14 protein-coding genes and 1 other RNA gene are annotated in these 12723 nt (G+C 58.7%); 5 read left to right on the forward strand and 10 right to left on the reverse strand.

Annotated features, from left to right (window positions below; genetic code table 11):
• Positions 1–16: 16 nt before the first annotated feature.
• An RNA gene (rnpB, locus tag HBN98_RS09040) (RNase P RNA component class A) lies at positions 17–370 on the reverse strand.
• 73 nt (positions 371–443) lie between these two features.
• Positions 444–1349 (reverse strand): 16S rRNA (cytidine(1402)-2'-O)-methyltransferase, encoded by a 906-nt coding sequence (rsmI, locus tag HBN98_RS09045; RefSeq protein ID WP_083367958.1) that lies wholly within the window; start codon positions 1347–1349, stop codon positions 444–446.
• A 177-nt stretch (positions 1350–1526) separates the two neighbouring features.
• Here rsmI and HBN98_RS09050 point away from each other — a divergent pair, with 177 nt between their 5' ends.
• From HBN98_RS09050 to HBN98_RS09065, 4 genes are all read left to right on the forward strand, one after another.
• The gene (locus tag HBN98_RS09050) at positions 1527–3338 is read left to right on the forward strand and encodes a penicillin-binding protein activator (protein WP_083367957.1); all 1812 of its coding nucleotides are present in this window, start codon (positions 1527–1529) and stop codon (positions 3336–3338) included.
• Positions 3338–3700, forward strand: coding sequence for a YraN family protein (locus tag HBN98_RS09055; RefSeq protein WP_025109296.1), 363 nt, complete (start codon positions 3338–3340; stop codon positions 3698–3700). Before HBN98_RS09050 ends, HBN98_RS09055 begins: the two co-directional genes overlap by 1 nt.
• Before the next feature lie 104 nt (positions 3701–3804).
• Positions 3805–4398, forward strand: a complete 594-nt coding sequence (locus HBN98_RS09060; RefSeq protein WP_007961622.1) for a phosphoheptose isomerase — start codon at positions 3805–3807, stop codon at positions 4396–4398.
• Entirely contained in the window at positions 4395–4973 is a 579-nt protein-coding gene (locus HBN98_RS09065) for a BON domain-containing protein (RefSeq protein ID WP_064589121.1), read from the forward strand. Before HBN98_RS09060 ends, HBN98_RS09065 begins: the two co-directional genes overlap by 4 nt.
• Before the next feature lie 132 nt (positions 4974–5105).
• Here HBN98_RS09065 and HBN98_RS09070 read toward each other — a convergent pair whose 3' ends face one another.
• The 7 genes from HBN98_RS09070 to rplM all read right to left on the reverse strand — a co-directional run bounded on the left by HBN98_RS09070 (position 5106) and on the right by rplM (position 9991).
• On the reverse strand, positions 5106–5519 hold the full coding sequence (locus HBN98_RS09070; RefSeq protein ID WP_064589122.1) for a ClpXP protease specificity-enhancing factor: 414 nt from the start codon (positions 5517–5519) through the stop codon (positions 5106–5108).
• A 16-nt stretch (positions 5520–5535) separates the two neighbouring features.
• Positions 5536–6153, reverse strand: a complete 618-nt coding sequence (locus HBN98_RS09075; protein WP_003228048.1) for a glutathione S-transferase N-terminal domain-containing protein — start codon at positions 6151–6153, stop codon at positions 5536–5538.
• Positions 6154–6299: 146 nt separating this feature from the next.
• Positions 6300–7082 (reverse strand): cytochrome c1, encoded by a 783-nt coding sequence (locus HBN98_RS09080; RefSeq protein WP_064589123.1) that lies wholly within the window; start codon positions 7080–7082, stop codon positions 6300–6302.
• A complete protein-coding gene (locus tag HBN98_RS09085) occupies positions 7082–8293 on the reverse strand; it encodes a cytochrome b (protein WP_064589124.1) in 1212 nt (403 codons plus the stop codon). Before HBN98_RS09085 ends, HBN98_RS09080 begins: the two co-directional genes overlap by 1 nt.
• Positions 8293–8886: a ubiquinol-cytochrome c reductase iron-sulfur subunit gene (gene petA / locus HBN98_RS09090; protein WP_003228055.1), complete on the reverse strand. Its 594-nt coding sequence runs from the start codon at positions 8884–8886 to the stop codon at positions 8293–8295. The genes HBN98_RS09085 and petA overlap by 1 nt, the downstream gene beginning before the upstream one ends.
• 269 nt (positions 8887–9155) lie before the next feature.
• Entirely contained in the window at positions 9156–9548 is a 393-nt protein-coding gene (rpsI, locus tag HBN98_RS09095; protein ID WP_003205364.1) for a 30S ribosomal protein S9, read from the reverse strand.
• A 14-nt stretch (positions 9549–9562) separates the two neighbouring features.
• Positions 9563–9991 (reverse strand): 50S ribosomal protein L13, encoded by a 429-nt coding sequence (gene rplM, locus HBN98_RS09100; RefSeq protein WP_007917032.1) that lies wholly within the window; start codon positions 9989–9991, stop codon positions 9563–9565.
• 244 nt (positions 9992–10235) lie between these two features.
• On the opposite strand from rplM, the gene HBN98_RS09105 reads away from it, so the two are divergent.
• Positions 10236–11276 carry an NADP(H)-dependent aldo-keto reductase gene (locus HBN98_RS09105; protein WP_083367956.1) on the forward strand — a complete coding sequence of 347 codons (1041 nt, stop codon included), beginning with the start codon at positions 10236–10238 and terminating at the stop codon, positions 11274–11276.
• A 106-nt stretch (positions 11277–11382) separates the two neighbouring features.
• Here the strand turns inward: HBN98_RS09105 and HBN98_RS09110 are convergent, their stop codons facing one another.
• Positions 11383–12519 (reverse strand): acyl-CoA dehydrogenase family protein, encoded by a 1137-nt coding sequence (locus HBN98_RS09110; protein ID WP_083367955.1) that lies wholly within the window; start codon positions 12517–12519, stop codon positions 11383–11385.
• Between the last annotated feature and the right edge of the window lie 204 nt (positions 12520–12723).

A 12723-nucleotide genomic window follows, 5' to 3' on the forward strand; every position in this document is an offset into this window, starting at 1 on the left:
GCAGGGAAAGAAAAAGGTGGAGAGTCGATCTGTAAGCCGGGTTCTGTCTTGAACAGTCATTCGTCTACGATGGCCATCACTGGACATCTTTAGCAACCTACCCGGTCCCAGCGCGGGCCACGCCTTGGGACCCTATTTGGTCTTGCTCCAAGTGGGGTTTACCTAGCCACGAACTGTTGCCAGACGTGCGGTGCGCTCTTACCGCACCTTTTCACCCTTACCGGCGCCGAAGCGCTTAGGCGGTTATTTTCTGTGGCACTTTCCGTAGGCTCACGCCTCCCAGGCATTACCTGGCACTTCGCCCTATGGAGCCCGGACTTTCCTCCCCCCCCTAATTTTCATAGAGGGCAGCGACTGTCCGATCGACTCTCCGCCGCGAAGGTTAACGGCAGAGCGCCCGAAGAACAAGCGCTAATAGCCGCGAAACCCGTCTGCGCGACGGGTTACTCGCCCTTCTGCCGTTCCAGCGCGACCTGATACAGCACGTTTTTGCGCTCACCGGTGATTTGCGCCGCCAACGCCGCGGCGCGCTTGAGCGGCATCTCTTCCAGCAGCAGATCAAGGATGCGCATGGCTTCACTGCTGACCGCATCTTCGGACTCCGGTGCAGACCAGCCGGCCACCAGCACCACGCATTCGCCGCGCTGCTGATTGCTGTCGGATTCGACAAACGCTCGCAGCTCGGCCAACGGCAGACCTTTAAGAGTTTCAAAGGTCTTGGTGATCTCACGGGCCAGCAGCGCCTGACGCTCGCCGCCGAACACCGCTTCCATGTCTTGCAGGCATTCGAGGATACGGTGCGGCGCCTCATAGAAAATCAGCGTGCGCGGCTCTTCCTTGACCGCTTCCAGACGCGCCTTGCGTCCCACCGATTTGGCCGGCAGAAACCCTTCAAAGATGAAGCGATCGGAGGGCAGCCCTGCCGCCGACAACGCCGCGATCAACGCGCAGGCACCCGGCACCGGTACCACATTGATCCCGGCCGCCCGCGCCTGTCGCACCAGGTGATAACCCGGATCGGAAATCAGTGGCGTCCCGGCGTCGGAAATCAGTGCAACGTTGTCGCCCGCCAGCAAGCGGGTAATAAAGCGGCTACCTTCATCACGTTCGTTGTGTTCGTGGCACGCGGCCAACGGCGTGGAAATACCGAAGTGCTGCATCAACCGCGCCGAGTGCCGCGTGTCTTCGGCGGCGATCAGTGCCACTTCGCGAAGGATTTTCAGAGCCCGGGCGCTGATGTCGTCCAGGTTGCCGATGGGCGTCGCCACCACATAAAGCGAGCCAGCAGCGGAATTCAAAGGACCTGGAGCAGTCAAAGCGCACACCTCATGATCGGTAAAAGCCGGCATTGTAACGCGTCACGAGGCTTGCGATGCGTTCCGGCCGACCTCGGTTTTGCGCGTCTTTGTGCGGCCCCGCAACATTTGCTTCAGCTAAATTGACGGTTTAACGCCAGTAACATCGCGCCCCGGCCAGTGCTTGGGTACAATTCCACGCTAATTTGATCGAGTATCAGGAACACTTACATGATCGCTTGCCTGCGGCTGTTCACTGCCCTCTGCCTCGCTGCCTTGCTGGCGGCTTGCGCCAGCTCCCCTTCCTCCAGCCTTGGCGAACTTCCACGGACCCCGGACGCCAGCATCGAGCAACTGCTCGAACAGGCGACCCAGGCCAAGACGCCGGAAAAAGCCGCCCTGTTGCGCCTGAGCGCGGCCGATCTGGCTTATCGCCAGGGTAACGCTGGCCAGTCCGCGCAGATCCTGCAACAAGTGCCAATGGAGCAGTTGAAGCCAGGCCAGCAGATCTTCGCCAGCACCTTGTCTGCTGAACTGGCGATGACGCGCAATCAGCCGAAAGCGGCGTTGACCGCCCTGAGCCATCCGAGCCTGCAGCACCTGGGCGAGATGCCGGAAGAGCAGCAGGTGCGCACCGGCACCGTGCATGCCCGCGCATTTGAAGCCGACGGCCAGACCCTGGCGGCCGCTCGCGAGCGCATCTTCATCGCGCCAATGCTCAAAGGTGAAGCCGCCAGCAAGAACCACGAAGCGATCTGGACCCTGATCGCCTCGCTGCCGACCGATCAACTGCAACCCAACACCGCCGATGATCTCGGCGGCTGGATGGGCCTGGCGCTGGCAGTAAAAACCGCCGGCACCCTGGAACAGCAGCAAGCCGCGATCGATGCGTGGCGCGCGCAAAATCCAAAACACCCGGCTGCAATCAACCTGCCGCTGCCGCTGACCAAACTCAAAGAGCTGGCCAGCCAGCCGCTGAGCAAGATCGCCCTGCTGTTGCCGCAAGACGGCCCGCTGGCCTCGGTCGGCAAAGCCCTGCGTGAAGGCTTCATGGCTGCGCACTACCAGGCACAACAGGCTGGCCAGAAACCGCCAGCCATCGAGTTCTACGACAGCTCCAAGCTGACCTCGATGGACGAGTTCTACCGCAAGGCTCAGGCCGATGGCGTGCAACTGGTGGTGGGTCCACTGGAAAAGCCACTGGTCAAACAACTGAGCACTCGCCCGCAACTGCCGATCACCACCCTCGCGCTGAACTACAGCGAAGGTGACCAAGGCCCGGCGCAACTGTTCCAGTTCGGTCTGGCCGCTGAAGACGAAGCCCGCGAAGTCTCGCGCCGCGCCCGTGCCGACGGCTTGCACCGTGCCGCAATCATGGTGCCGAAAGGCGAATGGGGCGACCGCGTACTGCGTGCGTTCAGCCAGGATTGGCAGGCCAACGGCGGCAGCATCGTCGCCACCGAACGGGTTGATCAGCCAGTGCAACTGGCCCAGCAGATCGCCGACATGTTCCAACTGCGTCAAAGCGAAGCCCGCGCCAAGAGCCTGCAGAATGCCGCCGGCACCAATGTCGCCGCGCAGCCTTCGCGTCGTCAGGATATCGAGTTCATCTTCCTGGCTGCCACGCCGCAACAGGCGCAGCAGATCAAGCCGACCCTGAACTTCCAGTACGCCGGTGACGTTCCGGTCTACGCCACCTCCCACGTCTACAGCGCCAGCGGCGACGTGAACCAGTACAACGACATGAACGGCGTGCGCTTCTGCGAAACCCCTTGGTTGCTCGAAGCCAACGACCCGCTGCGCCAGCAAGTCACCGCACAATGGCCACAAGCCGCTGGCAGCCTCGGCCGCCTGTACGCGATGGGCGTCGACGCCTACCGCCTGGCGCCGCGCCTGGGTCAGCTGAAGGCCCTGCCGGACAGCCGCATCGAAGGTCAGTCGGGCAGCCTGGGCATGACCCAGACTCAGCGTGTAGTGCGTCAGTTGCCATGGGCGCAGTTCGTCAACGGTCAGGTTCAACGCCTGCCGGACACTCCGCGCTGATGCCCGACAGCTCGCACCTGCAAAGCGGTAAAGATGCCGAGCGCCAGGCGCTCGAGCATCTGCAACACCAGGGTCTGCGCCTGCTGGCGCAGAACTGGTCATGCAAACGCGGCGAGCTTGATCTGGTCATGCTTGATGGCGATACAGTAGTATTCGTCGAAGTCCGCTACAGAAAAAACACTCAATGGGGTGGCGCGCTCGCTAGCATCGATGAGCGCAAACGGCAGAAACTGATTTTCGCCGCACAGTATTTTCTTCAGCGCGAGTCGCGCTGGGCCGATTCCCCTTGCCGCTTCGACGTCGTGGCCATCGACAGGCACCCGGATCAGTTGAACTGGTTGCAGAATGCTTTCGATGGTTGATTCTCTGCACACCACCCCGGACACTTTCACCGACAATTTTTGCTCTTTGCTTTGCGGGCTGCACATTCACGTGCCGAACAGCCGCGCTACTTAAGGTCACACAGATGGACATGCAATCCCGAATTCGCCAGCTTTTCCAGGCCAGTATCGACACCAAGCAACAGGCGATGGACGTACTTGCACCGCACATCGAGCAAGCCAGCCAGATCATGGTCAACGCCCTGCTCAACGAAGGCAAAATGCTTTCGTGCGGCAACGGTGGCTCTGCCGGCGACGCCCAGCATTTCTCTTCGGAGTTGCTGAACCGCTTCGAGCGCGAACGCCCGAGCCTGCCCGCCATTGCCCTGACCACCGACAGCTCGACGATCACCTCGATCGCCAATGACTACAGCTACAACGAAGTGTTCTCCAAGCAGATTCGCGCACTGGGCCAACCAGGCGATGTGTTGCTGGCGATTTCGACCAGTGGCAACTCGGCAAACATTATTCAAGCGATCCAGGCCGCACATGATCGCGAAATGATTGTCGTAGCATTGACTGGCCGTGACGGCGGCGGCATGGCTTCACTGCTGCTGCCTGAAGATGTCGAGATTCGCGTACCGGCCCATGTCACTGCACGTATTCAGGAAGTCCATTTGCTGGCGATCCATTGCCTCTGCGATCTGATCGACAGCCAACTGTTCGGGAGTGAAGAATGACCCCTAATCGCCTTGGCCTTCTGGCCTTGACCCTGTGCCTCGGCATCAGCGGCTGCACCTCGGTGGTAAACGCCAGCCGTGAAGCGCCGATTGAAGACGACCGCGGCACCCGAACCTTCGGCAGCAAAATCGACGACTCGCTGATCGAGACCAAAGTCGGCGTCAACGTCGCCAAGGCCGACCCGGCCCTGGACAAGGACTCGCACATCGTCGTCACCAGCTTCAACGGCGTGGTGCTGCTCGCCGGCCAGACGCCGCGCGAAGACCTCAAGGCCAAGGCCGAACAGGCCGCTGCCAACGTCCAGCGCGTGAAGAAGGTCCACAACGAGCTGCAAGTGATCGCGCCTTCGAGTTTCCTCGCCCGTCAAAACGACGCCTGGCTGACCACCAAGATCAAGACCCAGATGCTGACCGATGCCAGCATTCCCGGCTCGCGCATCAAGGTCGTGACCGAGAATGGCATCGTCTATCTGCTGGGCCTGCTGACCAAGCAGGAAGCCCAACAGGCGACCAATCTGGTGCAAAGCGTTTCCGGTGTGCAGAAGATCGTGAAGCTGTTCGAATACATCGACTGACCACCCCCCCTGTAGGAGCTGCCGAAGGCTGCGATCTTTTGATCTTGTGTTTGAAGATCAAGATCAAAAGATCGCAGCCTTCGGCAGCTCCTACGTAATAAAAAAGGCGACCCTCTCGGGTCGCCTTTTTTATTACTTCACCACTTTCAGGCTTGGCCGGCCACTTGGGCGCGGCGGCTCACTGTCCGGCGGCGGCAAGTCGTCATCCGACTCGATATCGTCTTCGTCATCCATCGGCGACTCGAGGTCGAACACCATGCCCTGACCATTCTCCCGGGCGTAGATACCCAGGATCGCACTGATCGGCACGTACAGGCTGTGCGGAACACCACCGAAGCGACCCTCGAAGGTCACCACGTCGTTGTCCATGTGCAAATGCCGCACGGCGCTGGGCGAGATGTTCAGGACAATCTGCCCGTCACTGGCAAAACCCTGCGGCACCTGCACCGCCGGGTATTCGGAATTGACCAGCATGTGCGGGGTGCAATCGTTATCCACAATCCACTCGTAGAGCGCGCGGACCAGATAAGGTCGACTGGAGTTCATAGCGGCTCCTTAAGCCTTAGCGCATATCGCGTTCGACGCCAGACAGACTCGCCTGGAAAGCCTCACGCGCAAACTGGCGCTCCATATAATCAAGCAGCGGCTTGGCCGGCCGCGGCAGTTCAATACCCAGAATCGGCAAACGCCAGAGTATTGGCAATAGGCAGCAATCCACCAGACTTTGTTCCTCACTGAGGAAAAACGGCTTGTCGGCAAACAGCGGCGACACGCCCGTCAGGCTTTCACGCAATTCCTTGCGCGCCACGACACGCGCGGCTTCCTTGGTTTTCGGATCCAGGATCAGATCCACCAGACCACACCAGTCGCGCTGAATACGGTGAATCAGCAAACGGCTGTTGGCACGCGCCACCGGGTAAACCGGCATCAGTGGCGGATGCGGGTAACGCTCATCCAGATATTCCATCACCACGGTCGACTCCCACAACGCCAGGTCGCGATCGACCAGTGTCGGGAGACTGCCGTAAGGGTTCACCTCAATCAGTTTAGGCGGCTGGCGACCAGCTTCCACGTAAATGATTTCGGCGCTGACACCCTTCTCTGCAAGCACGATGCGCACTCGGTGGGAATAGTGGTCGGCGGGGTCGGAGTAACAGGCCAACCGATTGGTCACGCCCATGGCGATCCTCCTCGCTTGTTGAAATTATCGGAACCGGAAAAACGCGCGCGCCCAGAGGGCGCCTCCCGCAATGCCTGGCTGACCAGACGTTGCGTTATCGGAGGCACCCTTGGGCGCGCGCGATTAACAGCAATGCTTGAAGCGTATCAGTGCACGTCTTTCCAGTATTCACGCTTGAGCAGGTAGGCGAACACAAAGAAGAACGCCAGGTACAGCAAGACGTAAGTACCGATGCGCTGATGTTGCAGCTTAACCGGGTTAGCCGAGTAAGCCAGGAAGGTTACCAGATTCTTGACCTTCTCATCGAACTGCTCTTCGTTCAGAGCACCGGTTTTCGGCACGATGGTCAACTGATCGCACGCTTCATGAGTCAGCGGCGTACCGGTCAGCGGATCGTATTGCTTCTTACCGTCTTCGACGATCTGCACTTGCTTGCAGCCAACCACCTGGCGCCCTTGCAGGCCGACCAGCACGTTAGGCATGCCAACGTTCGGGAAGACCTTGTTGTTCACGCCCCATGGGCGCGCCGGATCCTCGTAGAACGAGCGCAGATAACCGTAGAGCCAGTCGGTGCCACGCACGCGAGCCACCAGGGTCAGGTCCGGCGGTGCCGCACCGAACCAGGTCTTGGCGTCTGCCGGCTGCATGCCGATGTTCATGTGGTCGCCGATCTTGGCGCCGGTGAACACCAGCTTCTCCAGCATCATTTCGTGTGGAATGCCGAGGTCATCGGCCACCCGCTCATAACGCTGGAACTTGGCACTGTGGCAACCCATGCAATAGTTGGCAAAGGTTCGTGCGCCATCTTGCAGGGCAGCCTTGTCGGACACGTCGATGTCGACTTTTTCCAGCTCCGGACCACCGTGTTCAGCGGCAAAAGAAAGCACAGGCAGCGCAGCAAAAATCAGAGCAAAAAATAACTTTTTCATCAGCCAGTCACCCTTTCCGGAACCGGTTTGGTCTTCTCGAGCCTGGTGTAGAACGGCATCAGAATGAAGTAGGCGAAGTACAGGAAGGTGCAGACCTGCGACACCAGCGTGCGCTCCGGCGTCGGCGCCAGTACGCCCAGAATGCCGAGGATCACGAAGGAAATGCAGAACACCACCAGCCAGATCTTGCTCATCCAGCCCTTGTAGCGCATCGATTTGACCGGACTGCGATCAAGCCATGGCAGGACAAAGAGCAAGGCAATCGACGCGCCCATGGCGATAACCCCCATGAGCTTGTCCGGGATTGCCCGCAAGATGGCGTAGAACGGCGTGAAGTACCAGACCGGTGCAATGTGCTCAGGCGTCTTGAACGGGTTGGCTTGCTCGAAGTTTGGTTTTTCGAGGAAGTAACCGCCCATTTCCGGGAAGAAGAACACGATAAAGCAGAAGATGAACAGGAACACCACCACACCGACGATGTCTTTCACGGTGTAGTACGGGTGGAAGGCGATGCCGTCCAGCGGGATACCGTTTTCGTCTTTGTGCTTCTTGATGTCGACGCCATCGGGGTTGTTCGAACCGACTTCGTGCAGCGCCAGAATGTGCAGCACCACCAGACCGAGAATCACGATTGGCAGGGCCACGACGTGCAGCGCGAAGAAGCGGTTCAGGGTGATCCCGGAAATCAGGTAGTCACCACGAATCCACTGGGTCAGGTCGTTGCCGATGACCGGAATCGCACCGAACAGCGAGATGATCACCTGGGCACCCCAGTAGGACATCTGGCCCCACGGCAGCAGGTAACCCATGAAGGCTTCAGCCATCAGCGCCAGGTAGATCAGCATGCCGAAGACCCACACCAGCTCTCGGGGTTTCTGGTACGAACCGTAGAGCAGGCCACGGAACATATGCAGATAGACCACGATGAAGAACGCCGAAGCACCGGTGGAGTGCAGCAGACGCAGGATCGAGCCGTACTCGACGTCGCGCATGATGTATTCGACGGAGGCGAACGCCTCTTCTGCCGACGGCGTGTAGCTCATCGTCAGCCAAACACCGGTGACGATCTGGTTGACCAGAACGAGCAGTGCCAGCGAGCCGAAAAAGTAGAAGAAGTTGAAGTTTTTTGGCGCGTAATACTTGCTGAGATGGTCTTCCCACATTTTGGTCGCAGGAAAGCGCGCATCAACCCAATCCATGAACTTGCTCATCACGCTTTCTCCGTATCGACGCCAATGACAATCAGGTCATCGGTCTCATAGGAATGCGGGGGAACTGGCAGGTTCAAAGGCGCGGGTTGCGACTTGTAGACGCGACCAGCCAGATCGTAGTGGGAGCCGTGGCAAGGGCAGAAATAGCCACCAACCCAGTCTTTGCCCAGATCCGCAGGTGCCACTTCGGGACGGAAGGTTGGTGAGCAACCCAGGTGTGTGCAGATCCCGATCAGCAGCAGAATCTCCGGCTTGATCGAACGCACTTCAGGGTCGACATAGGTAGGTTGCGTGGAGTTTTTGGAAGTCGGATCGGAGAGCTGGCCCTCGATCTTCTTGAGATTCCCCAGGATTTCCGCAGTACGGCGGACAATGAACACCGGCTGGCCGCGCCATTCAGCAATCATCTGCTGTCCTGGCTCGATTTTGCTGACATTCACTTTCACCGGTGCACCGGCGGCTTTCGCCTTGGCACTGGGAAACCATGACCCCACGAACGGGACCGCAGCCCCCACCGCTCCTGCAGCACCCACCACGGATGTGGCTGCTACCAAGAAGCGACGCCGGCCTGCATTCACGCCGTCATTGCTCATTCAGTCCTCTCCCATCAGCTTTGTGGCCTGTTAAATCAGGCATCTACTAAATAAATCAATGTTACTTATAAAAATTTTGCCGAGATGGTAATGAAAAGCCCCAATTCTGACAAGGGAATTACCCGGGGCTCCCACCCTCAAGCCTTGTAGTATAGGGGGTCTACGAATGTGGCAAGTTGTCACAGCGCAATTCTTTAATAAATCGCAGGCATAAAAAAACGCCCGGTTCCGTGAGGAATCGGGCGTTCTTTTTTGAACGTGGAAACGAATTAACGCTTCGAGTACTGCGGACGCTTACGCGCTTTACGCAGACCAACTTTCTTACGTTCAACTTCACGGGCGTCGCGAGTAACGAAGCCAGCTTTGCGCAGAGCGCCACGCAGGGTTTCGTCGTAGTCCATCAGAGCGCGAGTGATGCCGTGGCGGATTGCGCCAGCTTGACCACTTACACCACCGCCGATCACGGTGACGTAGATGTCGAATTTCTCGACAGTCTCGGTCAGCTCCAGCGGCTGACGAACTACCATGCGGGCAGTTTCGCGGCCGAAGAAGTTATCCAGCGAACGGTTGTTGATGGAGATGTTACCAGTACCCGGACGCAGGAAAACGCGTGCGGTTGCGGTCTTGCGACGGCCAGTGCCGTAATTTTGAGTCGCCGACATAATGTACTATTCCGTTAAAACTTCAGTTCTTGGGGCTGCTGAGCAGTATGTGGGTGTGCAGCGCCCGCATAGACTTTCAGCTTACGGTACATGTCGCGACCCAGTGGGTTTTTAGGCAGCATGCCTTTAACCGCGGTCTCGATCACGCGCTCAGGGGCTTTAGCGATCAGCTTTTCAAAGTTGATCGACTTGATGCCGCCCGGGAAACCGGAGTGGGAGTAGTACATTTTGTCAGTGGTTTTAGCGCCGGTAACACGGATCTGCTCGGCGTTGATTACGACGATGTAGTCGCCGGTGTCAACGTGAGGAGTGTACTCAGGCTTGTGCTTGCCACGCAGACGGCTCGCGATTTCGGTGGCCAGACGACCCAGGGTCTGACCAGCAGCGTCGACGACAAACCAGTCGCGCTTAACTGTTTCCGGTTTAGCAGTAAAAGTTTTCATTCTTTATAGCCTCAGGGGCCGCCTGTAAATAAGACGGCGGATCTTACTGAATAGTGCGTACTTTGACAAGTCAAAGGCAGCCGGATACAGACGCTTTCGGGGGCTCGGGTCGGCGCGTCCGTTCAACGGCAAGATTCTTCGGCGGCGGCGCATCACTTCCACTGCAGAAAGAGGTCGGCAATTATGCAGATTGCGAAAAATTTTTCAACCTGCTTTTATGATTGTTTTGCCCAAGGAGCACCCGATGGACTATCGCCAGCTAGGCCGTACCGACCTGAACGTGAGTGCAATCTGCCTCGGCACCATGACCTGGGGCGAGCAAAACACCGAAGCTGAAGCCTTCGCCCAGATCGAACGGGCCAAGGAAGCCGGGATCAATTTCATCGACACCGCCGAGATGTACCCGGTGCCGCCGAAAGCTGAAACCTACGCCACTACCGAGCGCTACATCGGCAATTATTTCAAGAGTCGCGGCGACCGCTCTGACTGGATCCTCGCCAGCAAGATCGCAGGCCCGGGCAACACCATCGACTACATCCGCGACAAAAACCTGCGCCACAACCGCCAGCACATCACCGAAGCGGTGGATGCCAGCCTCAAGCGCCTGCAGACCGATTACATCGATCTTTATCAACTGCACTGGCCTGAGCGCAGCACCAACTTTTTCGGACAGCTGGGCTACAAGCACAAGATCGAAGCCAACCTCACCCCGCTCGAAGACACCCTCGAAGCGCTCGACGAACAGGTGAAGGCCGGCAAGATCCGCCACATCGGCCTGTCCAACGAGACGCCGTGGGGCACCATGCGCTTCCTCGCTCTGGCCGAAGCCCGTGGCTGGCCGCGCGCGGTGTCGATCCAGAACCCGTATAACCTGCTCAACCGCAGCTTCGAAATCGGTCTGGCGGAAATCGCCATCCGCGAACAGTGCGGGCTGCTCGCTTACTCGCCGCTGGCGTTCGGCTTTCTCTCAGGCAAGTACGAAGGTGGCGCCCGTCCGCCGAAAGGCCGCCTGAGCCTCTACAGCCGCTTCAGCCGCTACTTCAACGCGCAATCGGAAGCCGCTTGCAGCCGCTACGTGGCACTGGCCCGCGAACACGGCCTGGATCCGGCGCAAATGGCCCTGGCGTTCGTTACCCAGCAACCGTTCGTCACCAGCAACATCATTGGTGCGACGACGCTCGAGCAACTGGACAGCAACATTGCCAGTTTCGACCTGAAGCTTTCCGACGAAGTGCTGGCCGGGATCGAGGCGATTCACAAGGATCATCCGAATCCGGCACCTTGATTGATTCATAGAGCCAATCGCGAGCAGGCTCACTCCTACATTTTGGAATGCATTTCCCTGTAGGAGTGAGCCTGCTCGCGATAACGGTCTGGCGGTCCCCGAAATCTCAAAGCGAGCGCGCAATAATCTCCTTCATGATTTCATTGGTGCCGGCATAAATCCGCTGCACCCGCGCATCCGCCCACGCCCGGGCCACCGGGTATTCCCACATGAACCCGTAACCGCCATGCAACTGCACGCACTCGTCGAGCACCTTGCATTGCAGGTCGGTGCCCCAGTATTTCGCCATCGCCGCCGTGGGCACGTCGAGCTTGCCTTGCAGGTGCAGTTCCAGACATTTATCGACGAACACTCGACCGATCTGGATTTCAGTTGCCATCTCCGCCAGCTTGAAGCGCGTGTTCTGGAAATCGGCAATCGCCTTGCCGAACGCCTTGCGATCACGGGTGTAATCCAGCGTCCACTTCAGCGCAGCCTCGGCTGAGGCCAGACCGCCGATCGCCACGGTCAAACGTTCCTGCGGCAACTCCTGCATCAAATAGGCAAACCCCGCCCCGGCCTGCCCCAGCAGGTTTTCCTTCGGTACGCGCACGTCCTGGAAGAACAATTCCGACGTGTCCTGGGCCTTCATTCCGACCTTCTCCAGGCGTTTGCCCTTCTCGAAGCCCGGCGTATTCGCCTCCACCAGAAACAGACTGGTGCCCTTGGCGCCAGCCTTCGGATCGGTCTTCGCCACGACAATCACCAAGTCAGCCAGAAAGCCGTTGGTGATGAAGGTCTTGGAGCCGTTGATCACATACTCGTCACCGTCCAGCACCGCCGTGGTCTTGACCCCTTGCAGGTCGGAACCAGCGCCCGGTTCGGTCATGGCAATCGCCGTGACCATCTCGCCCGAGACCAGTTTCGGCAGGTACTTGTGCTTCAGCGCCTCGCTGCCGTAATGCAGGATGTACGGTGCAACGATGTCCGAATGCAGCGAGAAACCGATACCGGTCAGCCCAAGACGACCCACCTCCTCGATCACCACGGCGCTGTACAGAAAGTCCGCGCCCAGGCCACCGTACTCTTCCGGCAGATGCGAGCAGAGCATCCCCGCCTCCCCTGCCTTGTTCCACAGCTTGCGGTCGATGTGGCCTTGTTTCTCCCACTGAGCATGGAACGGCACGGCCTCTTTTTCGAGGAAGGTTCGTACGCTGTCGCGGAACAATTCGTGCTCGGAGCTGAACAAGGTTCTGGGGATCATGCGGCACCTTTCTGTCTTGTTGGAGGGATGTCTCCCTCAGAGACTAAGCCTCACCTCTGATACAGGACACTGGACACATCCGACAAAAAATAAGACGATCCAGCCGTCTGGTGACCACTTTCCCTTATAAAAACAAAACAAAAGTTGAATTATGTCCAAGCAAGTCTCCACGCCCTTGCGGCGCGTCAGCATCCTGGCAATCGA

It is taken from the genome of Pseudomonas koreensis, assembly GCF_012986595.1.
In the GTDB taxonomy this organism is placed as follows: domain Bacteria; phylum Pseudomonadota; class Gammaproteobacteria; order Pseudomonadales; family Pseudomonadaceae; genus Aquipseudomonas; species Aquipseudomonas koreensis.